This is a genomic window from Streptomyces roseicoloratus, assembly GCF_004117935.1.
In the GTDB taxonomy this organism is placed as follows: Bacteria; Actinomycetota; Actinomycetes; order Streptomycetales; family Streptomycetaceae; genus Streptomyces; species Streptomyces roseicoloratus.
The window spans coordinates 66,732-89,432 of sequence record NZ_SDOY01000113.1 but is presented as its reverse complement, the minus strand read 5'-3'; the positions used below and the strand labels follow the sequence as shown (position 1 = coordinate 89,432).

15 protein-coding genes are annotated in these 22,701 nt (G+C 74.6%); 6 read left to right on the top strand and 9 right to left on the bottom strand.

What is annotated here, in order from left to right:
• Positions 1-67: 67 nt before the first annotated feature.
• The 3 genes from ESG85_RS14570 to ESG85_RS14560 all read right to left on the bottom strand — a co-directional run bounded on the left by ESG85_RS14570 (position 68) and on the right by ESG85_RS14560 (position 5,289).
• On the bottom strand, positions 68-2,287 hold the full coding sequence (locus tag ESG85_RS14570; protein ID WP_128979312.1) for an NADP-dependent isocitrate dehydrogenase: 2,220 nt from the start codon (positions 2,285-2,287) through the stop codon (positions 68-70).
• A gap of 51 nt (positions 2,288-2,338) precedes the next feature.
• The gene (locus ESG85_RS14565) at positions 2,339-3,379 is read right to left on the bottom strand and encodes a phosphatase PAP2 family protein (RefSeq protein ID WP_128979310.1); all 1,041 of its coding nucleotides are present in this window, start codon (positions 3,377-3,379) and stop codon (positions 2,339-2,341) included.
• 83 nt (positions 3,380-3,462) lie between these two features.
• Positions 3,463-5,289, bottom strand: coding sequence for a glycoside hydrolase family 15 protein (locus tag ESG85_RS14560; protein WP_128979308.1), 1,827 nt, complete (start codon positions 5,287-5,289; stop codon positions 3,463-3,465).
• 334 nt (positions 5,290-5,623) lie between these two features.
• On the opposite strand from ESG85_RS14560, the gene ESG85_RS14555 reads away from it, so the two are divergent.
• The 5 genes from ESG85_RS14555 to ESG85_RS14530 all read left to right on the top strand — a co-directional run bounded on the left by ESG85_RS14555 (position 5,624) and on the right by ESG85_RS14530 (position 12,115).
• Positions 5,624-6,364: a glycosyltransferase gene (locus tag ESG85_RS14555; RefSeq protein WP_246095023.1), complete on the top strand. Its 741-nt coding sequence runs from the start codon at positions 5,624-5,626 to the stop codon at positions 6,362-6,364.
• A 782-nt stretch (positions 6,365-7,146) separates the two neighbouring features.
• A complete protein-coding gene (locus ESG85_RS14545) occupies positions 7,147-7,908 on the top strand; it encodes a glycosyltransferase (RefSeq protein WP_128979304.1) in 762 nt (253 codons plus the stop codon).
• A 313-nt stretch (positions 7,909-8,221) separates the two neighbouring features.
• Positions 8,222-10,084, top strand: a complete 1,863-nt coding sequence (locus tag ESG85_RS14540; protein ID WP_128979302.1) for a glycosyltransferase family 4 protein — start codon at positions 8,222-8,224, stop codon at positions 10,082-10,084.
• Positions 10,066-10,908, top strand: coding sequence for a PIG-L deacetylase family protein (locus tag ESG85_RS14535; protein WP_128979300.1), 843 nt, complete (start codon positions 10,066-10,068; stop codon positions 10,906-10,908). The genes ESG85_RS14540 and ESG85_RS14535 overlap by 19 nt, the downstream gene beginning before the upstream one ends.
• A 103-nt stretch (positions 10,909-11,011) precedes the next feature.
• The gene (locus ESG85_RS14530; RefSeq protein WP_128979298.1) at positions 11,012-12,115 is read left to right on the top strand and encodes a glycosyltransferase family 4 protein; all 1,104 of its coding nucleotides are present in this window, start codon (positions 11,012-11,014) and stop codon (positions 12,113-12,115) included.
• A 10-nt stretch (positions 12,116-12,125) separates the two neighbouring features.
• Here the strand turns inward: ESG85_RS14530 and ESG85_RS14525 are convergent, their stop codons facing one another.
• The 4 genes from ESG85_RS14525 to ESG85_RS14510 all read right to left on the bottom strand — a co-directional run bounded on the left by ESG85_RS14525 (position 12,126) and on the right by ESG85_RS14510 (position 18,770).
• Positions 12,126-12,881 carry a class I SAM-dependent methyltransferase gene (locus tag ESG85_RS14525; protein WP_128979296.1) on the bottom strand — a complete coding sequence of 252 codons (756 nt, stop codon included), beginning with the start codon at positions 12,879-12,881 and terminating at the stop codon, positions 12,126-12,128.
• Entirely contained in the window at positions 12,878-17,443 is a 4,566-nt protein-coding gene (locus ESG85_RS14520; protein ID WP_246095021.1) for an aminotransferase class I/II-fold pyridoxal phosphate-dependent enzyme, read from the bottom strand. Before ESG85_RS14520 ends, ESG85_RS14525 begins: the two co-directional genes overlap by 4 nt.
• Positions 17,444-17,560: 117 nt before the next feature.
• Positions 17,561-17,881: a putative quinol monooxygenase gene (locus tag ESG85_RS14515; RefSeq protein ID WP_128979294.1), complete on the bottom strand. Its 321-nt coding sequence runs from the start codon at positions 17,879-17,881 to the stop codon at positions 17,561-17,563.
• Between the two features lie 88 nt (positions 17,882-17,969).
• Positions 17,970-18,770, bottom strand: a complete 801-nt coding sequence (locus ESG85_RS14510) for an IclR family transcriptional regulator (protein WP_128979292.1) — start codon at positions 18,768-18,770, stop codon at positions 17,970-17,972.
• 247 nt (positions 18,771-19,017) lie between these two features.
• Here ESG85_RS14510 and ESG85_RS14505 point away from each other — a divergent pair, with 247 nt between their 5' ends.
• Positions 19,018-20,790, top strand: coding sequence for a VanW family protein (locus tag ESG85_RS14505; RefSeq protein ID WP_128979290.1), 1,773 nt, complete (start codon positions 19,018-19,020; stop codon positions 20,788-20,790).
• A 111-nt stretch (positions 20,791-20,901) separates the two neighbouring features.
• On the opposite strand, the gene ESG85_RS14500 is transcribed toward ESG85_RS14505, so the two are convergent.
• Positions 20,902-21,756: a DMT family transporter gene (locus tag ESG85_RS14500; RefSeq protein WP_128979287.1), complete on the bottom strand. Its 855-nt coding sequence runs from the start codon at positions 21,754-21,756 to the stop codon at positions 20,902-20,904.
• Positions 21,757-21,868: 112 nt separating this feature from the next.
• Positions 21,869-22,591, bottom strand: coding sequence for a helix-turn-helix transcriptional regulator (locus ESG85_RS14495; RefSeq protein WP_128979286.1), 723 nt, complete (start codon positions 22,589-22,591; stop codon positions 21,869-21,871).
• Between the last annotated feature and the right edge of the window lie 110 nt (positions 22,592-22,701).

The following is a 22,701-nucleotide window of genomic DNA, read 5'->3' as shown; positions in this document are numbered from 1 at the left end:
GGGACCGCCCCGGCCGGACGGGTGTCCGGCCGGGGCGGTCCCGGTGTCGCGGTGGGTTCGCCCGGGATCAGGCGAGGGACGCGACGGCCTCGTTGAAGGTGGCGGACGGGCGCATCACGGCGGCGGCCTTGGCCGGGTCGGGCTGGTAGTAGCCGCCGATCTCGGCCGGGGAGCCCTGGACCGCGATCAGCTCGTCGACGATCTTCTGCTCGTTGGCCGCGAGGCTCTCGGCGAGCGGGGCGAAGGCCTTGGCCAGCTCCGCGTCGTCGGTCTGCCGGGCCAGCTCCTGGGCCCAGTAGAGGGCCAGGTAGAAGTGGCTGCCGCGGTTGTCGATGCCGCCGACGCGACGGGTGGGCGACTTGTCCTCGTTGAGGAAGGTGCCGGTGGCGCGGTCGAGGGTGTCGGCGAGGATCTGGGCGCGGGCGTTGCCCGTGGTGGTGGCCAGGTGCTCGAAGGAGGCGGCCAGCGCGAAGAACTCGCCGAGCGAGTCCCAGCGCAGGTAGTTCTCCTTGACGAGCTGCTGGACGTGCTTCGGCGCGGAGCCGCCGGCGCCGGTCTCGAACAGGCCGCCGCCCGCCATCAGCGGGACGATCGACAGCATCTTGGCGCTGGTGCCCAGCTCCAGGATCGGGAACAGGTCGGTCAGGTAGTCGCGCAGGACGTTGCCGGTGACCGAGATGGTGTCCTCGCCGCGGCGGATGCGCTCCAGGGAGAACGTGGTGGCCTCGACGGGGGACATGATCCGGATGTCCAGGCCCTCGGTGTCGTGCTCCGGCAGGTACTGCTTCACCTTGGCGATGATCTGGGCGTCGTGGCCGCGCTCCTCGTCCAGCCAGAAGACGGCCGGGGCGCCGGTGGCACGGGCGCGGGTCACGGCGAGCTTGACCCAGTCCTGGATCGGCAGGTCCTTGGTCTGGCAGGAGCGGAAGATGTCGCCCTCGGCGACTTCCTGCTCCAGGACCACGGTGCCGGCCGGGTCGACGAGGCGGACGGTGCCGGCCGCGGCGATCTCGAAGGTCTTGTCGTGGGAGCCGTACTCCTCGGCCTTCTGCGCCATGAGGCCGACGTTCGGGACGGAGCCCATGGTGGCCGGGTCGAAGGCGCCGTTGGCGCGGCAGTCCTCGATGACGGCCTGGTAGACACCGGAGTAGGAGTGGTCCGGGAGGACGGCGAGGGTGTCGGCCTCCTGGCCGTCCGGGCCCCACATGTGGCCGGAGGTGCGGATCATGGCCGGCATCGAGGCGTCGACGATGACGTCGGACGGCACGTGCAGGTTGGTGATGCCCTTGTCGGAGTCGACCATCGCGAGGGCCGGGCCCTCGGCGATCTCGGCGTCGAAGGAGGCCTTGATCTCCGCGCCGTTCGGGAGGGCCTCCAGGCCCTTGAGGATGGTGCCGAGGCCGTCGTTCGGGGACAGGCCGGCGCCGGCGAGGACCTCGCCGTACTTCGCGAAGGTCTGCGGGAAGAAGGCGCGCACGACGTGGCCGAAGATGATCGGGTCGGAGACCTTCATCATCGTGGCCTTGAGGTGCACGGAGAAGAGGACGCCCTCGGCCTTGGCGCGGGCGACCTGCTCCGAGAGGAAGGTGTTCAGGGCGGCGGCGCGCATGACGGAGGCGTCGACGACCTCGCCGGCGACGACCTTGAGCGGCGAGCGCAGCTCGGTGACGGTGCCGTCGGCGGCGACGTGCTCGAAGCGGAGGGTGGTGTCCTCGGCGATGACGGCGGACTTCTCGGTGGACGCGAAGTCGTCCGCGCTCATGGTGGCGACGTTGGTCTTGGACTCGGCGGTCCAGGCGCCCATGCGGTGCGGGTTCGTCTTGGCGTAGTTCTTCACGGCGCCGGGGGCGCGGCGGTCGGAGTTGCCCTCGCGCAGGACCGGGTTGACGGCCGAGCCCTTGACCTTGTCGTAGCGGGCGCGGACGTCCTTGTCCTCGTCGGTCTTCGGGTCGTCCGGGTAGTCCGGGAGCGCGTAGCCCTGCGCCTGGAGCTCGGCGATCGCGGCCTTCAGCTGCGGGATCGAGGCCGAGATGTTCGGCAGCTTGATGATGTTGGCCTCGGGCGTCTTGGCCAGCTCGCCGAGCTCGGCGAGGGCGTCGGCGATGCGCTGGCCCTCCTCGAGACGCTCGGGGAAGGAGGCGATGATGCGCCCGGCCAGGGAGATGTCACGCGTCTCGACGTTGACGCCGGCGGTCGAGGCGTAGGCCTGGACCACGGGCAGGAACGAGTAGGTCGCCAGGGCGGGCGCCTCGTCAGTGTGCGTGTAGATGATGGTCGAGTCAGTCACCGGGTGTGCTCCGCTCCACGTCTGCGTCTGCGTCTGCAAGATTGCTCGACATCAAGATATCTCGTGATCGGGCTCCTCGGGAAAGGGGTCCTGGTCCCCGGGGACGGTGTGGCCGATCCGGTACGGGGCGGAGGCCGGGTCGAGGTCGACGCGGCGGAGCAGGCCGAGCAGGCCGAGGGCGGTGGCGGCGCCGGTACCGGCGGCGAGGGCCTGGCCGCAGCGGTGGGCGATCCGGGGCAGCTCGACGGGGAGCGGCCCGGTGCCCGGCAGGCAGTCGCCGAGGAGGTACCCGCCGGCGGCGAGGCCGCCGATCGCCAGGAGCGCCACCGGGACGGTGAGGAGGAACCGCTGGAAGGGCAGTCCGCGCCGGTAGGCGGGCCGGACCTTGCCCTTGCGGGCGAGGAGCGCGACCGTCGCGGCGAAGGCGGCGAGGACGAGCAGGTCCGCGGCGATGACGTCGCCGGGACGGTGGTGACCCGAGGCGACGGAGTGCGCACCGAGGGCGACCGCCCAGAGGGCGCCGAGGCTGACGGCCGCGGAACGCAGCCGGTGCGGCACGACGAGGAGCAGACCGAAGACCGTGCCGAGGGCCAGGACGGCGGGGCTGCTGGGGAAGCCGCTCTCGACGGCGACGCCGGAGGCGGTGACGAAGCGGGGCCCCGGGGCGTAGCGCTGGAGGAGCTCGGCGACGGCCAGGGCGGCGGCCGTGGTGCCGAGGGCGAGACCGAGGCGCGCGTACCGCTTGCGCAGCACGCCGACGGCGATCAGCAGGAGCACGGCGAGGACGAGCGAGAGGGTACCGAGGCCCTGCAGCGAGGGGTGCTCGCTCAGGAAGCGGCCGACGGCCGGGTCGGTGAGCCGTCCGGCGACGGCGGCGTTTCCCCAGCGCCGGCCGGTCGCGGTGAGCACCAGTCCGGCATAGGTGAGGGTGAGCAGCAGGATCGCGGCGAGGCAGGCTCGCCGCATGCGTATGCGGATCCGGGCGCTGAACGATCCGGCGGCCTCACCGGCGACGGCGGCGTACCACCACGTGTCACCGGCGGCGACGCTCCGCGGGGAGCCGCCGGTACGGGGCCTGTCGAAGAGTGCCATGCCTCATTCGACCCCGGCGCGCCTCCCGTCGCCCGCTGGATGCACCCGAACGACGCAGGTCAGGGGGCGGGGCGTCCGGTGGGTCAGGCCATGGCCGGGCGGCGGGCCGGCGTGCGTTCGCGGCGGCGGGTGCCGTCGAGGGTGAAGGCGGTGTTGACGAGGGCGACGTGGCTGAGCGCCTGCGGGGTGTTGCCGAGCTGACGGCCGGTCTGCGGGTCCCACTCCTCCGCGAGGAGTCCGACGTCGTTGCGGACGTCCAGGACGCGCTCGAAGGCGGTGCGGGCCTCGGCCGGGCGGCCGGTGAGCGCGAGGGCGTCGGCGTACCAGAACGTGCAGGCCACGAAGGACCCTTCGGCGCCGGCCAGGCCGTCGACCTCGTGCACCTCGCCGTCGGACACCTCGTCGTAGCGGCGCAGGAAGCCCCGGTCGGTCAGGCCCGCCATGGCCCGGACGGTGCCCAGGACGCGGGGGTCGTCGGCGGGCAGGAAGCCGAGGCGCGGGATGAGCAGGGCGGTCGCGTCGACCCGGCGGCTGCCGTAGAACTGGGTGAAGGATCCGCGCTCCTCGTTCCAGCCGAACCGGCAGATCTCGGCGCGGAGTTCGGCGCGCAGTGCCTGCCAGCGGCGGACGGAGGCGCGCTGGCCCGCGACCCGGGCGAGCCGGAGGGCGCGGTCGGCGGCGACCCAGGCCATCACCTTGGAGTGGACGAACTGCCGCCGGGGACCGCGGACTTCCCAGATCCCCTCGTCGGGTTCGCGCCAGCGCTGACCGACGTACTCGAGGAGGCCGGCCATCAGCCGCCAGACGTGTTCGTCGAGTGCGACGCCGGTCCTGACGGCCGAGTAGATGGTGTTGAGCACCTCGCCGTAGATGTCGAGCTGGAACTGGTCGACGGCCGCGTTGCCGAGTCTGACGGGGCGTGAGTTCTCGTAGCCGGGAAGCCAGTCGGCGTCCGTCTCGGGCAGTCTGCGCTGCCCGGCGATCCCGTACAGCGGCTGGAGGTCCGCCGGGGCTCCGGCCGCGGCGCGCACCAGCCAGTCGGTCCAGGCCAGGGCCTCCCTGCGGTAGCCGCTGCGCAGCAGACAGGAGAGCGTGAAGGTGGAGTCACGCAGCCAGCAGAAGCGGTAGTCCCAGTTGCGCCGGCCGCCGATGCACTCGGGCAGCGAGGCGGTGGCGGCGGCGATGACGCCGCCGGTGGGCTCGTAGGTGAGGGCCTTGAGGGTGATGAGGGACCGGAGCACCGCCTCGCGCGCGGGGCCCTCGTAACAGAGCCCGGACGCCCAGTCGTTCCAGAACGCGAGCGTGCGGCCGAGGGCGGCGGGCACGTCGGGGGCGGGCGGCGCGGGTGCGTGCGAGGGGTGCCAGCCGAGGACGAAGGTGACCCGCTGTCCCGCCGCGACGGGGAAGGCGAAGCGGGTGCTCTCGCGGGTGAGGACGGGCTCGCCCGCACCCGGCCCGCAGTGCAGCCGCGTCGCGTCGGGGCCGGCGACCGAGGCGACGGTGCGCCGGTCCAACGCGTACGTCCAGGGCACGACACTGCCGTGGTCGAAGCGGACCCGCAGGTCACCGCGCATGTCGACGCGTCCGGCGATCCCCTCGACCACCCGCACGATCCGCGGCCCCCGCTGACGGGGCGGCATGAAGTCGGTGACGCGTACGGTGCCGCCGACGGACTCCCAGACGGTGTCGAGGACGAGGGTGTCGCCGCGGTAACTCCTGCGGCTGCACGTCCGCCCGCCCACCGGGGCGAGGCTCCAGCAGCCGTGGCCGCCGTCTCCGAGGAGGGCGGCGAAGCAGGCGGGCGAGTCGAACCGCGGGGCGCACCACCAGTCGACCGAGCCGTCCCGCCCGACGAGAGCGGCGGTCTCCAGATCACCGATGAGGGCGTAGTCCTCGATTCGCCCTGCCATGTCGGGATTCTAATCCCGCGCTTCCCGGACCGCCGAACGGGCGGAGATCCGGGGCGTGCGGGATGTGCGCGCGATTCCCGCGCGCGAGGACGCGGAGCGGACATGCCTTCACCGGGCTCCGCATATTCTTCCGCCGCGCATGCCCGGCCGCGCATTGTCGTCCGCGTTCCTTCACCGCGCCACGGTGCGCGTCGCCGTACCGTCCCCGTACCGGCCGCGGGTTCCTTCCTTGACCCGGATGCTCCGGCCGCCCGATCCTGAGAAGCGTCCACCGAATTCCGGAGGGCGAGGGCGAGGGCGACCCATGTGTGCCACGAACGGGGAACCGCATCCGATGCGCCGCGCGACGGACCGGATCCCGCCCCCGGGCAGCCGTACCGTGAGCCTGGTGGTCGCGCTCCGGCCCGGTGACCGCGCGCCGGACTGGCTGCTCGCCCAGCTGCCGCCCGCCGTACGGGAGGTCGTGCTGGTCGGCGGAGACGCGAAGGCCACCGGGCCGGCTCCGGAGGGTGTCGCGGTGCGACGGCTCGGCCCGTGGGACCGCGCGGCGGGCGACGTCCCGCACTCCGGACTTCTCGCCGCCACCGGTGACCACCTGGTGCTCATGGGCGCCGACGGCAGCATGTCGCCCCGTGAGATCCCGCATTACCTGCACTACCTGGAAAGCGGCTTCGACTTCGTCAAGGGATCGCGGTTCATCGCGGGCGGTGACTTCTCCGACTACCCGCTGCTGCGGCGGCTGGGCCACCGCAGCCTGCTGCGGCTCGCCCGGCAGTTGTACGGCCAGCACCTGACGGACCTCTGGTACGGCTTCTGCGCGTTCCGCAGGGAATTCCTCGGCCTGCTCGACCTGCGCCCGGACGGCGTGGAACTCGGCGCCGAGCTCGTCACCCACGCCCTCCACTACGGGCTGCGCGTCGCCGAGGTGCCGAGCCTCGAACTCCCCCGCCACCACGCGCCGACGCACCCGCGCACGGTCCGTGACGGCTCCCGCATCCTCCGTGCGCTGATCCGCGAACGCCCGCACAACGCCCTGCTGAGGATCCGGCCCTCGCTGCGGATCCGGGCGGGGTGAACCCGCTCGCGGTCAGCGGTTGACGGAGGCCACACCGGGTGCAAGCGTGGAAGTCAGTGCGTTGCACGCGGCAACGCACGGCAGCCCCTCGGCAGGGTCTGCCGCCGGAAGAGGTACGTCATGACCTCCCTCGCCTCCAGCCGAGTGCCGGTGGCACCCGCTCCGCATCCTCTGCGGCGGGTGACCGACTGGCCCCGCGCCGAGGCGCGCCGCCGCTCACCGTGCGAGCGCACGTCCCGGCACGGCCCGGCCGCGGCAGCCGTACGGTCCTTGCACCCGGCCCATCCGGCCCACCCTGCCCGGCGTGCCTCCGACCGTGTGCGCGACGCGGCCCGGCTCTGCCGCCGCACCGAGACCCACCGCCCCCACGCGGCCCCACGCCGCCGGCGCTCCCGCGCCGCCCGCACCCGCGTCACGGGAACCCGCCGCGGCTCGGCGGGCCCGACCGGCCCACCACCGGCCGGAGACCCCGCGGCCCGCGGCCACCGTCCGCCGCCACGGGCGCGCGCCGGTCACCCCGATGTCCCTCCGCCGTACGACGGCGCCGCGCCGGTGACCGTCCGGGCACTCGCCGGTGCGCGGGCGGCCCCCGCCGCGGCACCCGCCGCTGAACCGGGCTCCGCCCCGGCGCCCGTGCGCGCCTCCGCGCCGGCTCCCCTCCCCGCGCCGGTGCCTGCCCCCGTGTGCGCCCCCGCCCCGGCGCCCGTACGCGCGCGTTCCCCGATCACCCGTGCCCCCGCGCGAGCCGTGTGCCGCGCCCTGCCCCGAGGAGGCGAGGCGCGATGACCGCCGTCCCCGCGCACGCCCGGGAACCCCGCTCGCCGAACCGGCCCGCGGTCGAATTCGAGCTGATCGTCCCGGTTTTCGGCGAGCGCGAACGGCTGCCGGCGACCGTGGCCCGCACGCTGCGCTTCCTGGCCCGCCGCTCCTGGTCCTCCGCCGTGGTGGTCGTCGACGACCACAGCGTGGACGGCGCCCCGGACTGCCTGGACCGGTTCGCCGCCTCCGCCCTGGGCCGCGCCGTGGGCCTGCACGTGATCGGCCGCGGCGAGCGGGGCAAGGGCGCGGCCGTCCGGCGCGGCATCGCGACCTCGTCGGCGCGCTTCGTCGGCTTCGCCGACGCCGACAACGCCCGGCGGATCGAGGCCCTCGACCCGGCCCTCGCGCTGCTGCGCGCCGGCCACGGCGCGGTCGTCGCCTCCTCGGACCCGCCCGGCGCCCGTCAGCCCGTGCGGCGGGACGCGACCCGCCGGCGCGGCGGTGCGCCGTACCGCGGGCTCGCCCCTCTGACGCTGCCGGAGATCGCGGACACCCGGGGCCGGTTCACGTGCTTCCCCGGACCGCTCGCCCGGGAGATCGTGCGCGACTGCCACATCGACGGGTTCGCCTTCGACGTCGAGCTCCTCGCCCATGTCGTCGAGGCCGGGCACGACGTCGTGGAGGTGCCGGCCGCGTGGACGGACCAGGCGGGCGGGATGTCCCCGGCGCGGCGTGACGGGCTGCGTTCCCTGACCGGTCCGCCGGGCAACCCGTCGGTGGGGTGAGGACCATGACCGCCCCGCCTTCCGCCCCGCGCACCGCCGCCCCACCGGCCTCCGCCCCGCCGGCCGCGGGCCCTCGGTCCGGGAGTCCGCGCGCAGCCGGTTCCTGTTCCGGCGCCTCCGTCGTCCCGGCCGCGGTCCTGCCCGCGCAAGCGCCTCCCCCGGGCCGGGCCGCCGGCGGCCGGAGGCATCCGGCGCGGAGCCGGACTGCCCTGACAGGCGGGGAGCGGGCGCTCGTCACCGCGTTCCCCGCCACGGCCTCGGCGCCGCCGGAGGCGGCGCTCGTCGTGCACGGGCGCGTGAGGAGTCGGGAGCCATGACCAGGTTCGTCTCCGGCCCACCGCCCCCCGTGCCGCCGGGCGGCCCCGCGGCCCGTGTGCCGGACCGTGGGCGGCGGAGCGGGCCGCTGCTGGTCGCCGTCTCCGGGCCGGACGGCGGCGCGACGGGCCCGCTCGTGCGCGCCCTCGCCGGGCTGCTGCGGCAGCGGGGCTTCGCGGTGGCCACCGTACGGGGCCACGGCTGTGTGATGTGCCGGATGTCGCCGGTTCCCCCGCGGGTGAGGGACGAGGGGGAACCGGACGGACCGGGCCGGCGGGACACGTGTCCCGAGCGCCGGGGATCGTGGTCCCGCCGCGCCCACCCGTACGTGGACCTGGGCGAGCTGAAGCTGCGGGTCGTGGCCGCCCGGCTCCTCGTGCGGGCCGTCGCCGGGGGCCGCGTGCGGGTCGTCCTGACCGACCGCGGCCCGCTGGACGGTCTCGTGGACTTCGGCCTCCCGCCCGGCCACGGCGCCGCCCGCCGCATCGCGGCGACCGCGGGACGCTACGACCTGACGCTGCTTCCGGAAGCCCCGCAGGACCGCGACGGGGAACCCGCCGTGGGCCCGTCGGCCGCCGGCCGGGCCGGGTACGACCGGTGGGCCGGCCTGCTGCCCCGTACGGTCCGGGTCACCAGGCCGGCGGCGCCCGCGACGCTCGCGGACGCGGCGCTGGAACAGGTGCTCCGGCGCGTGCGCCTGACGGCCCGGGACCCGGACTCACGCAAGCGCGTCGTGCTGTCCGTCTACGACGACGGGGACCATTCCGACCGGGGCGGCGGAGGCGCGCTCGTCGTCGACAGGCTGGCCCGCAGGCTCGCCGAGCACTACGAGGTCACGGTGGTGACGGCGGGGCGGGACGCCCGCGGCGGCTTCCGCCAGGGCGTCCGTTACGTACGCCTCCCCGTGCGCCGGGCGGGGCGGCGCCTCGGGCAGCTGGCGTTCCGGTCGCTGCTGCCGTTCGTGGCGCGCCGGATCCCGCACGACGCGTGGCTGGAGAGCTTCACACCACCGTTCGCCACGAGCTTTCTCCCGCTCCTGTCGCGCGCGCCCGTCGTCGGCATCGACCAGGACCGCGGTGCCGAGGCGATGTGGCGCCGCTACCACCTGCCGTTCTTCCTGGTGGAGCGGCTCAGGCTGCGCTGTTACCGCTACATCGTCGTGGCCGACGAGGCCGACGGCTCGGCGGTGCGGCGGCTCAGCCCGCACGCCGACGTGCAGGTGATCGCCGGAGGCGTGGAACCGCGGCAGCTGGACGACGCCCGGCTCGGCAGCGGCGACTTCATCCTCTTCCTGGGCCGGATGGACACCTGGACCACGGGACTCGACCTGCTGCTCGACGCCTACGAGACGGCGCGGCCGCCGATGGAACTGGTGCTCGCCGGCTCCGGCACGCCCGCCGAGGAGCGCAGACTGGAACAGCTCCTCGCCGGACGCGAGCTGACGGTGCGGGTGCTGGACCATGTGGACGAGGACCTCAGACAGCGGCTGCTGCGCGACAGCGCGTTCCTGGTGCTGCCCTCGCGCCACGAGGCCTTCGGGCTGGTGGCGCTGGAGAGCATGGCGTACGGCAAGCCCGTGCTGCACTTCGACCTGCCGGCGCTGCGCTGGATGCGCGACGGCGGGGACGTGGCCGTACCGCCGTTCGACACGGCGGCGTTCGGGGAGCGGATGCGGGCGCTCGCGACGGACCCCGCGCTGCGCGGGCGGCTCGGGCGGCAGGCCGGTCTCGCCGCCCGGCGCTACACGTGGGACGAGGTGACGGACCGCTATCTGGCGCTGACCCGTCGGCTCGTGGAGAGCCCGCACGGGTCGCACCGGCCGAGGAAGGACCGGAGGGCACGATGGCAGACGATCCCCTGACCGCCCTGTCCGCGCCGGCGGGCTCCGGCCACGTGCTCGTGCTCTCGCCGCATCTCGACGACGCCGTGCTGTCCTGCGGGGCACTGCTCGCACGGCTGCCCGGGCGGCGCTCCTCCCGCGCCTCGGTGACGGTGATGACGGTGTTCACGGAGGGCGCGCCGCCGCCGTACACACGGGCGGGCCGCCGGTTCCTGCGGCGGACGGGCAGGACGGACGCCGAGGAGCTGTACGCGGAACGGCGCACCGAGGACGCGGCGGTGCTGGCCCGGCTGGGCGTCGCGCGGGTGCACGCCGGGTTCGTGGACGGGCTGTTCCGCCCTGTCCCGGCGCCGGGACGCCTGCGCCGTCGGGTGGCGGGGAAGGTGCCCGAGCTCGGCCACGTGTACCCGACGAACCGGCTGCACCTGTCGCGCGGCCGGGTGTCGCCGCGGGACGCCGAGACCGTGCGCCGGGTCACCGACACCGTCCGCGAACTGCTGCAGCCGGGCCAGGGCGTGCTGCTCGCGCCGCTCGCGGTCGGCGGACACGTCGACCACGTGCTGGTGCGCACGGCCGCCGTGCTGAGCGGTCTGCCGGCCGTGTTCTACAGCGACTTCCCGTACAACGTGGACGAGGCGCCCGACCCGGACTTCACCGGCCCGCTCGACGCGACCGAGACGTCTCTCGGCGAGGGGCTCGACGAGAAGGCCGAGCTGATCCGCGGCTACCGGACGCAGGTGGACACGCTGTTCCCGGGCGGGGTGATCCCGCGCGTCCCCGAGGTCTATCTGCTGCCGGCCGGCGTCCGCGAGGCGTGGACCCGGACGGCCGGGGGCCCGTCATGACCGCCGTGACCGTCTCCGGGCCGGCGGTGACGGGCTCCGGGCGTCCGGCCGCGCCCGCGAACGGCCGGGTGCCCCGGCCGCCGCGCCCGCCGGGCGGGTCGCGATGAGCACGTTCCCGCGCCGCCCGCGCGTCCTGCTCCTCACCGGCGGTCCGCTGGACGGTGCGGACGGCGCCGGCGTGCGGCTCGCGTCGGACGTGCTCGGCGTGCTGACCGACGTGGAGTTCACCTGGTTCACGCGGTGGCCGCACCGGCGCGGCCGGCCGCCGCCGCACCCGTACGGCGGGCACGCGGTGCCGATGCCGTCCCGGGACGGCGGGCCGCGCACGCCCGAGCGGGTGCAGTCGGTGCTGGGCGGGGCGGTGTACGCGCGGCGCTGCGACCTGGTGCACGCGTTCCTGACGATCGGCCGGGCCTTCCCGGCGTTCTCGTGGCTGCGTCCGCTGCTGCTCGGTGCACGGCCCGTCGTGCACACGCTGCCCGGCGTGACGGAACCTGCGCTGCTGCCCCGGACCCGGCCGCTGGGCACCACCGTCGCCCTGTCGGAGTCGATGGCGCGGCGGCTGCGGGCCGCGGACTTCGGTGACGTACGGGTGATTCCGCCGATGCTCCCGCTGGAGCACTGGCCGTCACGGCCCCGGCCGCGCGGTCTGCCGGTGGTGCTGTACGCGGGGCGGCACGATCCGGCGGGCGGCGCCGAGACGGCGATCGACGCGGCGGCCGAGGCCGTGCGGGCGGGTGCCGAGTTCCGGCTCGTCCTCGCGATGCGCGGCCGGCCGGGTCAGGACCTGCACTCCCGGGAGGAGGCGCTGCGCGAGCGGGCCGGTGCGGCCGGGCTGCGTGACGTCGAGGTGCGCGGCTACGTGCCGGACATGCCGGAGCTGATCGCCTCGGCGCACGTGCTGCTGTTCCCGCCGACCGCGATCGGCGGGCGGTCCGACATCCCGCTGATCGTGCTGGAGGCGCTGGCCACCGGACGGCCGGTGATCCTCAGCGATCTGCCGCAGTTCGCCGACTTCGGCAACGCGGTGCTCCGGGCTCCGGCGGGCGACGCCCGGCGCACCGGGCAGCAGCTGCTGTGGCTGCTCGACCAGCCCAGGTCCTGGGACGTGCTCGCCGAGCGGGGCCGGACGGCGGTGGAGGAGCGCTTCGGTCCGGAGCGCTTCGCCGCCCGGTACGCGGCGCTGTACCGGGAACTGCTGGCCTGACGTACCCCCGCTACGGCGCGGGGCGTTCGGCCGTGAGGAGGAGGATGCCGGTGTCGCCGTACTCGGGCAGGGTGGGGTCCTTGGCGAGGCGGGAGACGGTCAGGGCGACGGTGCGGGGGGTGAAGACGGCACGGAGCGCGGTCTCGTCGACGGGGCAGGCCGGCCAGACGGGTCCGTCGCCGATGCGGTAGCTGGGCATGCGTTCCATGAACGCGGCGACCAGCCGGCCGCCGGGCCGCACGGCCCGGACGAAGGCGCCGCACAGCGCGGTGAACTCGCCGTAGTCCTCGGTGACGCTCTCGGCGACGAAGTTCATGGAGGCCGCGTCGTAGCGTCCGTCGGGCAGGCCGGAGGCGTCGCCCCGTACCGCGTGCACCCGGTTCAGCGCCTCGCCGAGGGTGGCGGGGAGGGCGGGGTCGAGGGCCTTGCACAGGGCGTAGAAGGGCGTCCAGCTCTCCTCGGGGCCGTGGGTGAGCTGCCGGCGCAGGTAGGCGAGGTTGGCGGCGCCGGGTTCGAGGGCGTCGATGTGGCGGCTCGCGCCGGCGGCGAGCATCAGCGGATAGAGGTTGGGGCCCGCGCCGAGTTCGAGGGTTCGGGCGAGGCCGGCGGGCGGGAACCTCCGGTAGAAGAGGGAGTGGTGCTGGATGACGCCTCGGTCGCAGGGATGCATCTGCCGGTAGTTGTCGGCCAGGTAGCGGGCGACGGGCCAGGCGTCCCAGTCCGCGTCGCGGTTCCGGCGGATCGCGGCCCGGCCCGCGGTGGTCATCGGGACTCCGCGGACGGTCGTCCGGTCCCGGCGTCGCCGTACCGGCCGGCGGTGGCGGTGGCGGGGCGCTGGAGTGCGAAGCGCCGGGACACGCCGGTGAGGGTGTCGTTGAGCTGCTCGATCTCCTCGTCCGTGTTGGCCGCGGTGACCTGGACCCGGAAGCCGACCCGGCTGCGCGGGACGAGCGGGTAGCTGGCGAGGGTCACGTAGATGCCCCGCTCCCACAGGTACGCGGCGACCGCCTCCAGGTCGGCGGCGTCGCCGAGCGGGATCTCGACGATCGGCAGGCCGTCGGTGTTGGGCGTCGCGATGCCGAGGCCGCGGACGTGGTCGAGGACGCGGGCGGTCTTGGCGTGCAGGTCGGCGCGGACGGCGTCGCCGCGCCGGTCGTTGACCTCGAGCCCGGCGAGGGCGGTGGCGAGGGAGGCGGTCGGCGACGGACCGGAGTAGAGGTAGGGCGCGGCGGCCACCTTGAGGTGCTCCTTGAGCCGGTGCGGCAGGGCGAGGAAGGCGAGGAGCGAGGAGTAGGCCTTGGAGAAGCCGCCGACCAGGACGATGCCGTCGTAGCTCTCGCCGAGGTGCCGGACCAGGCCGTTGCCGCGCGAGCCGTACGGGCTGGTCTCGGCGGGTCCGCGTTCGCCGATGACGCCGAAGCCGTGGGCGTCGTCGACGTACAGCAGGGCGTCGTCGCGGCGGCAGATCCGGGCGATGGCCCGCAGGTCGGGGTAGTTGCCGGTCATGCTGTTCACGCCGTCCATGCAGACGAGGCGGGCGGCGCCCACGGGCGTCTCGCGCAGCATGGTGTCGAGCTCCCAGGGCCGGTCGGCGCGGAAGCGGTGCAGCTGGGCGCCCTGGCCGCGGGCGACGACGCAGCCGTCGTAGATGGTGCGGTGGGCCTGGGCCTCGACGAAGACGTGGCCGCCGGCGGCGAGCAGCGGGATGACCGACTGGTGGATGAGGGTGATGGTCGGCAGCAGGAGGGTGTCCGGGGCGCCGAGGAGGTCGGTGAGCCGTTCCTCGATGCGCGGGTAGAGCCGGGGGCTGCCGATGAGGCGGGACCAGCTGGGGTGGGTGCCCCAGGTGCGGACCTCGGGGCCGATCGCGCCCATGATCTCGGGGTCGAGGTCGAAGCCGAGGTAGTTGCAGGAGGCGAAGTCGACGAGCCAGTGCTCGCCGACGCGTACCCGGCGGCCGTCGACCTCGTCGATGACGGCGTCGCACATGGGGCTGAGGCGCTTGAGCCGTTCCAGGTCGCGCCAGCGCACGTCGTGCCGGGCGTTCCAGGAGGGCGGGACGCCCGGCGTGGCTCCGGAGGTCCTGGGGGCCGGGGGCGGGCCCGGGACCGGTGCGGGCCCGGCGGCGGCGCGGCTGCCGCGGGCGGTGCGCGCGGCACGGACCGTACGGGCGGTGCGGGCGGGCCGCGCGGGGGCGCGGTGCAGGAAGGACTCGGCCTGGTGGGCGGTCATCGGGCGGGCGAAGAGGTAGCCCTGGCCGTAGCGGCAGCCCATGTCGGCGAGGAGGGCGCGCTGGTCCTCGTTCTCGATGCCTTCGGCGACGACCTGGAGGCCGAGGACCTCGGCGATGCGGACGATGCCTTCGACGAGGGCCACCTGCTGGCGGTCGGTGGTGATGTCGTCGATGAACGACTTGTCGACCTTGACGATGTCGATGGGGAACTCGCGCAGATAGCTCAGCGAGGAGAACCCGGTGCCGAAGTCGTCGATGGCGATGGACACGCCGAGGTCCTTGAGGGACCGCATGGTGGAGCCGGTCTGCTCGTCGCCGCGCATGAGCACGGACTCGGTCAGTTCCAGGACCAGGGATCCGGGGGCGAGCCCGGAGTCGCGCAGGGTGCGCCGGACGACGTCGAGGAGTCCGGGGTCGCGGAACTGGCGGGCGGACACGTTGACGCTGGCGTACTGCGAGGGCGTACGGGGATGGGCGCGCTGCCAGCGGGCGATGTCGCGGGCCGCGTGGTCGAGCACCCAGGCGCCGAGCGGCATGATGTGGCCGCTCTCCTCGGCGAGGGAGATGAACTGGTCGGGCGGGACCATGCCGCGGCGGGCGTGGGGCCAGCGGATGAGGGCCTCGAAACCGGTCAGGCTGGTGTCGTCGACCTGGACGATGGGCTGGTAGCGCAGGGCGAAGGCGTGGTCGGCGATCGCGGTGTCCATGCCGGCCTGGAGTTCGTGGCGGGCGACGAGCCGCGAGTGCAGTTCGGGCCGGAAGCGCTTCCACCGCTTCTTGCCCGCGGCCTTCGCCGCGTACAGCGCGAGGTCGGCGTGGCCGAGGAGTTCCTCGGCGTGGGCGCTGTCCAGGACGGTGGCGACGCCCACGCTGGTCGACACGGAGACGGCGCCGTCGGTGAGGTGGAAGGGCTGGCTGAGGGTGTGCACGATCTCGGCGGCGAGGGCCTCGGCGTCGCCGGGTTCGCGGGCGCCTTCGATGAGCACGGCGAACTCGTCGCCGCCGAGGCGGGCGGCGGTGTCGGTGAGGCGGAGCACGGAGCTCAGCCGCCGGGCGACGGCGACGAGGAGTTCGTCGCCGACGGAGTGGCCCATGGTGTCGTTGACGACCTTGAAGTCGTCGAGGTCGACGAAGAGCATGCAGGTGAGGGTGGACTCGCGGCGGCCGCGCAGCAGCGCCCGCTCGATCCGCTCGAGCAGCAGCACCCGGTTGGGCAGTCCGGTGAGCGAGTCGTGGAAGGCGCGGTGGGTGAGCTCCCGCTCCAGTTTCCGCTGTTCGGTGACGTCCCGGAGGGTCAGGACCAGGCCGTGGACGGTCCGTTCGGCGCGCAGGTTGCTGCAGCGGACCTCGACCTCGGTGTCGGCGGCGCCGCCGTGCAGCAGCTTCCAGTCGTCGCGGGCGTCGACGTTGCCGCGGGAGCGGACGTCGGCGAGGATCCGCAGGGCGCTCGCCGCGTCGCCGGGCGCGAGGAGGTCGACGAGCGGGGTGCCGGGCAGCAGGAGGTGGCCGAACATGGTTTCGGCCGACGGACTGGCGTAGCGGACGGTGTCGTCGTCGTCGACGATGAGGATGACGTCCGAGGTGTTGTGCACCAGGGTGCGGAAGTAGGCCTCGCTGGTGCGGCGGCTGACCTCCTCGCTGAGTCCGAAGCGTTCCAGGGCGAGCGCGGCCTGGGAGGCGAGGGACTGGGCGGAGCCGGCGATCTCGGCGAGCTTCTTCTCGGTACCGGCGAGCAGCAGCGCTCCGAGCAGCGGCTCGCCGGCGGCGGGGGCCCGCAGGGCCAGCGGACAGAGCAGGGCGTGGGTCGCGGGGGCGACGGCGGAGGCGAGCGCGGGATCCAGTGCGTCGGCCGGAAGGAGCCGGCCGCCTTCCTCCAGGAGCTCCGGCCAGGCCGCGCCGTCGGGCTCGCCGGGGCCGCCGGTGACCTCGGTGCCCTGGATGCTCCAGGGCTGCCGGCCGGTGGGCACGGCGGTCAGCCGGCCCCGGCGGTCGCGGGTGAGCAGCATCGTGCGGTGCGGGATGCCGGCACCGAACAGGGTGGCGGCGGCGGTCTCGACGGCGGCGGCGACCTCGCGCGGGCTCAGCGCGCCGACCAGGGAGGCGGCGGCGACCCGGAGGCTGCGCTCGCGGGCCTCGGCCTTGCGGTGGTCGGCCATGATGCGCCACAGGCGCACCAGGACCATCACGAACATCAGCGCCGAGAAGATCGCGATGACGCCGACGTCGCGGTCGGGGTCGTGGCGCAGCGTCTGGAAGAGCAGCAGGACGGGGGCGATGAGGGAGGCGACGGCGAGCAGCAGCAGCCGGCGTTCCGCGGTCCTGGCCGCCGGTTCGGGGGCGAGTTCGGTCAGGCCGGTCATCGACGGGTGGAGGGCGGCCAGGCCCCAGGCGGTGAAGAAGACGACCCAGCCGAGGTCCCACGGCGTGCCCACCTGCCAGGTGCCGTCCAGCTGCTTGACGACGTACACGACGTCGGAGAAGAGGATGCCGCAGGTGCCGAGGGTGAGGAGCTGGACGGCGCGGGAGCGCAGGCCGCCGGGGACGAGCAGCCGGGCCAGCATGGCCAGCATGAGGACGTCGCCGAGCGGATAGGCGACGGAGATCGCCCGCTCGATCCAGGTCATGTCCGGGGAGCTGGCGAGCGGCGTGATCAGGTAGACCCAGGAGAGCAGGGCGAGGCCGGAGGTGAGGATCAGCGCGTCGAGGGCCACGCCGAGGTCGCGGCCGGCGGCCCGCCGGCGGATGAAGCCGAACAGGCCGATGGCGAAGAGCGGATAGGTGACGAGGTAGAGGGCGTCCGCGACGGACGGGAACGGGCGGTCCTGGTGGAAGAAGTTCTCCAGGACGTTGTACGCGGTGTCGCCGGCGACGAAGGTGAAGTTGGCGGCGGCGAGCACGAGCCAGGGCCAGCGGCGCGCGGGGCGGTGCAGATGGACGCCGGTGAGGATGGCGACGACGCCGCTGAGTCCGATGAGCGCCCAGAAGGCGGTGTGGCGGGAGGGGATCTGGAGGTAGGCGACGGTCACGGCGGCCACGAACAGCACGTACAGGACGGTCCGGCGGCGCAGGGGCCGGGACATCTGTCGCGACGGCATCGTGGACGCCCCCTCCGACGGTCGGCGTCGTATCAGTCCAGTCTTACGGGTACGGCGGGGTGCCGCACCCGTGGGACCGGACCGGGCCGGGGGCGGCCCGGGCGGAGGGGGCGGGGCTCAGCGGGCGAGCTCGGCCATGGCGCCCCAGCCCTGCTGCGGGACGTCGACGTTGATGATCTCGGGCGTGGCGGCGATGGCCTCGCCCATGGTCGCGAGTCCGGCCTTGAAGTGGTCGGAGGCGACGTGCGCGGCGCCGGCCTCGGCGTCGGCGAAGGCCTCCAGGAGCACGAACCGGTTCGGGTCGTCGACGCTGCGCGACCAGTCGAAGAAGAGGTTGCCGGGCTCCTCGCGGGTGGCGCGGGTGAAGTCGGCGACGCGGTCGAGCCAGCCGTCGGCGTGCTCGGGGCGGACGGTGAAACGTACGGCGATGAAGATCATGCCCTCATCGTGCGGGTGCGGCCGGGCGCGGGCCACCGCGGCGCGGCGGGATTCCGGCAGGGTCGGAAAGCACCGAGGCCCGGTCTCCTCACGGAGCGGCGGGCGGGTACGGCAGGGCGGCGGTGAACAGCGGGACGGCGCGGGCGAGGGCCGCCCGCAGCTCGCCGTGGCGCCGCCGGAAGTCGGCGGTGGGCAGCGAGACGGAGAGCGCGTGCACGGCGCCGGAGCCGCCGCCGGCGGGCCGGCGGGCGTGCCCGGGTACGGCGGGGAGCGCGGTCGCCAGACAGGTGTACGCGGGGTCCGCCTCGCCCACCGACACGGCGAAGCCCCGCTCGCGAACCCGGGCGAGTTCCGCCTCGAACCGCTCGGGGCTGGTGATCGTCCGGTCGGTGAAGCGGGCCATGCCGTGGTCGTCGAGGTAGCGCCGGCGCGCCGCCCGGGGCAGCTCGGCGAGCAGCGCCTTGCCGTGGGCGGTGGCGTGGGCGCGCGGCTCGGGTCCTGGCGCGAAGGGGTGGGTGGTTTCGGTGACGGGCGCGGTGGTGTCGACGACGGTGATGCGGCCGTCGCGGTAGGCGGTGAAGTAGGCCTCGGCGCCGGCGGTGCGGCGCAGGTGTCCGAGGAGCTCGGCGACCGGGCCGCCCAGCCCGTGGTGCCGCTGGTAGGCGCGGTGCAGGGCCGGGACGCGGGGCCCCGGCGCGTAGCCCTCGGGTGTCCGTACGAGGTGGCCGCGGGCGACCAGCGGTCCGGTGAGGTGGTAGACGGTCGACAGGGCGCAGCCGAGCGTCCTGGCCAGGGTCTTCGCCCGCACGGGACGGTCGGCGTCGGCGACGGCGTCGAGGATGGCGAGCGCGCGGTCGACGGACTGCGGGCCGATCGGAGACGTGGACACCGCCCCACCTTAGGGCGTGTGCCGAAAGGAGCGTCGTCTGCCCGAAGGGCAGGCCCGGCGGTGTCCGGTGCGCGCGAGCGTGCGCACCGGGCGCCGCCGGGCAGATGGGACGTTCGTCACACGCCCTGGATCGTCAGGGATGAGAGGAGGGTCACCATCGGAATAAAAAGGAACATATGGATCTTTTGCCCCACTTCCGCGTACCGTCGAAGGGATCCCCTGACTCCTCACCGCCCCGGGAGGGTGTGTGCGCCGCTCCACGACCGACCACGCCGCCGCGGGCCCGAACGGGCGCCGCGGCCACATACGGAAGGCGGCGCTCGCGACCGGTGCGGTCGCGGCCGTCGCCGGCGGACTGTACGTGGCGGGGCTCGTCGCCACCGGGGACGACATCTCCGAGGGCACCCGCGTGAACGGCATCGACATCGGCGGCCTGAGCCGTGCCGAGGCCGCCGCCCGGCTCGCCTCCGCGGCTCCCGCCGCCTGGAAGGACCCGGTGCCGGTCACCGTCGGTGACGCCTCGGCCACCGTGGACCCCGCGGACGCCGGGCTGACGGTCGACGTGGCCGCCACCGCCGACCGGGCGGCGGACCCCTCCCGCGACCCCTTCACCGTCATCGGCCGGCTGTTCTCGTCGGGCAGCCGCGACGTCGAGCCGGTGGTCTCGTACGACGACGCGAAGGCGCGGGCGGCGGTCACGGCCACGGCGAAGGCGCACGACCGCCCGGTCCGCGAGGGCGCCGTGGCCTTCAAGGGCGGCAAGCCGGTCGTCACCGAGGCCCAGGTCGGCATGAAGGTGGACACCGAGAAGGCGGTCGAGGCCCTGCGCGCCGCCTATCCCGGAGCCGGCGGCAGCGGCGCCGCGCCCGTGGTCCTGCCGGTCTCGCTGACCCGGCCGGCGGTGACGTCGGCGGAGGTCACGCGCTTCGTGAAGGACTTCGCGAGCCCCGCCATGTCGGGCCCGGTCACCCTCACCGCGGGCGACAAGCGGTTCTCCATACCGGCGGCGACGCTCGGCGACCACCTGGACGTCACGGCGCGGGACGGCCGGCTCACCCCGGCCCTCGACGCCAAGGCCCTGATGCGGGACCCGGACGTGGCCCGCCCGCTGCACGGCCTCACCGGCGGGCCGGTCGAGGCCCGGCTCGGCGTGCGGGACGGCAAGGTCGTCGTGGAGCAGGACGGCCGCCCGGGCCGCTCGGTCTCCGCGGACGCCCTCGGCCGCGCGGTGGAGCCGCTGCTGACCAAGGAGGGCGCGGCGGCGCGCACGGCGCCCGTCGCGACGACGGTGACGCGGCCGAAGCTGACGGCGGACAGCCTCGCCTCGCTCGGCATCACCGAGCAGATGTCGACGTTCACGGTGGACTTCCCGGCCGCGCCGTACCGCATCACGAACATCGGCCGGGCGGTCGAGCTGATCAACGGCTCGGTCGTGCAGCCGGGCGAGGTGTGGAGCTTCAACCGCACGGTCGGCGAGCGCACCGAGGCCAACGGCTTCGTCGACGGCACGATGATTCTGGACGGCCAGTACCAGAAGGCCCCCGGCGGCGGTGTCTCGGCGGTCGCGACCACGGTCTTCAACGCCCTGTTCTTCGCCGGCGTCAAGCCGGTCGAGTACGGCGCGCACTCCTTCTACATCGAGCGCTACCCGGCCGGCCGCGAGGCGACCGTGGCCTGGGGCTCGCTGGACCTGAAGTTCCGCAACGACTCGGGCAAGCCGATCTACATCAAGGCGAGTTCGACGGACTCGTCGGTGACGGTGAGCTTCCTCGGCACCAAGAAGTACGACTCGGTCGAGGCGGTCGCGGGCCCGCGCACGAACATCACGCCGCCGAAGGAGCGCAGGGACCCCAGCGAGAAGTGCGAGGTGCAGGACCCGCTGGAGGGCTTCGACATCAAGGTCGACCGCGTCTTCAAGAACGGCGGCACCGAGGTCGGGCGCGAGACCTTCTCGACGCACTACACGCCGCGCGACAAGGTCGTCTGCGAGAAGGACACGCCGCAGCCGGAAAAGCGCTGACGCCGGGCGACCGACACCGCGTGAAAGGGCCCCGCTCCTCGGAGCGGGGCCCTTTCACGCGCCCGCCCCGCTTCCTCCCGTCCCGGGGCGCGCGCGGCCGAGAGGTTCGGCTCACGCCGAGCGGGCGCCGCCGCGGGCCAGGACGAGGACTCCCGCGACGATCAGCGCGACGCCCGCCAGTTGGGGCAGCAGCCACCAGCCGGTGCGGACGTGCTCTCCGTAGAGCAGGACGCCGAGGGCCATGCTCACCGTGGCGTCCCCGAGGGTGAGGGCGGGCTGGGAGGCGACGAGCGGGCCGCCCTGCATGGCGTGTTCGAGCAGCAGCACGGCGCCGATCCCGGCGGCGCAGAACGCGTACGTCTGCCAGGACGTCAGGAACCCGACGAGGCCGTCCTCGCCGAGGATGTGCATGGAGGTCTTCATCAGGGCGGCGGTCAGCGCGTAGCAGATCGCGGTCGCCGCGCCGAGGCAGCCCGCCCGGGCCCGGCCCTGCGGCCTGCGCAGCCCCGCCGTCGCCAGCACCACCACGGCGACGACGCAGGCGACCAGCGCCGGAAGCCAGCGGTCGAGCTCGATGCGGGTCCTGTTGCCGTCGGGTGAGGCGGCCAGCAGGGCCGCGCCGAGTCCGCACACCACGGCGGCGACGGCCGCCCACAGCCGCCCGGACAGCCGTTCCCGGGTCATCACGGAGGCGATCAGCAGGGCGAGGGGCAGTTCGAGCACGAACAGCGGCTGGACGAGGGACAGCGCGCCCGTCGCCAGGGCCGCCGCCTGCCCGACACCCGCGACGATCACGGCGAGGATGCCGGCGAGCCAGACGGGGCGCCGCACCAGGTCCAGGATCAGCCCGGGCCGGAAGGAGTCCGACCGCGGAACGGTCTGTGCGGCACGCCGCTGGAGCACGGTGGCCAGTGCGTTGCTGAACGCGGCACACAGCGCGAAGAGGACCGGCAGGACGACGCCCATGTGCCCATCTTGTCCGGCGGCGGGCACCCGGCCGGTGGCGACACCACGGGGAATTCCGGACGCGCTCGGGGGGTGGGCCGTCCGGCTCGTGACCGTGCCGTGGTCGATTCGCCTACGGGGTGTCCTGGGTCACGAGGGCGAGGAAGCGGCGGGTCAGGTCGCGCAGCCAGGCCGCCCGCTCGGTGGCGATCTCGCGGAGGCGCGCGTCGTCGCTGCGGGCGACGACGTGGCCCAGGTAGCTCTCGTGGAAGCGGGCGTGCTCCTGGTGCAGGGTCCGCAGCGCGCGGGCCACCGTGCGTTCCGGGGCGTCGACGACGCGGGCGAGTGCGGCGGTGTGCTGTTTCCAGCGGCCTTCGACCGCCTGGCGGAGGAGGGCGTCGAGGTCTCCCGCCCGGCGGATGACGCGGAGCAGTTCGTCGGGCTCCATGCCCAGGGCCTCGGCCAGGAGCAGGGTCTGGCGGTTGGTTCCGCTCCACCGGTGGTCCCGTTCGGTGCGGGCGTAGACGGTCGGGTCCATGCCGATGCGCTCGGCCAGGCGATCGGCGGTGAACTGCCGGGCCAGCCGGTGCTCCCGCAGGGAGCGGGGACTCAGGGCCATGAGTTCCGCCACGGGGCACCACAACGCACTGGCCAGCGCGAAGAGTTCGGGCTCCGACGGCGCCCGGGTGCCCTGTTCCCAGGCCAGGACGGCGGCCGGCGGGCGGTGCAGACCCAACTGGGCCATCGCGGCGGCGGTCTGCTCCGGACTCAGGCCGATGCGCAGACGCGCGGCGCGCGCGTGTGCGGGAGAGAAGGGCGGGCGGGGAGGGTGGTGGGCGTGGGGAGGGTGGGGCACGGGTGGTTCACCTCGGTGGACGGCCTCGCGGAGCGGGGCCGCGCGGGGACGGGGGCGGGGCCGCGTGAGCACGATCGGGTACGGCGGCTCCCGCGGAGCGGACCGGGCTC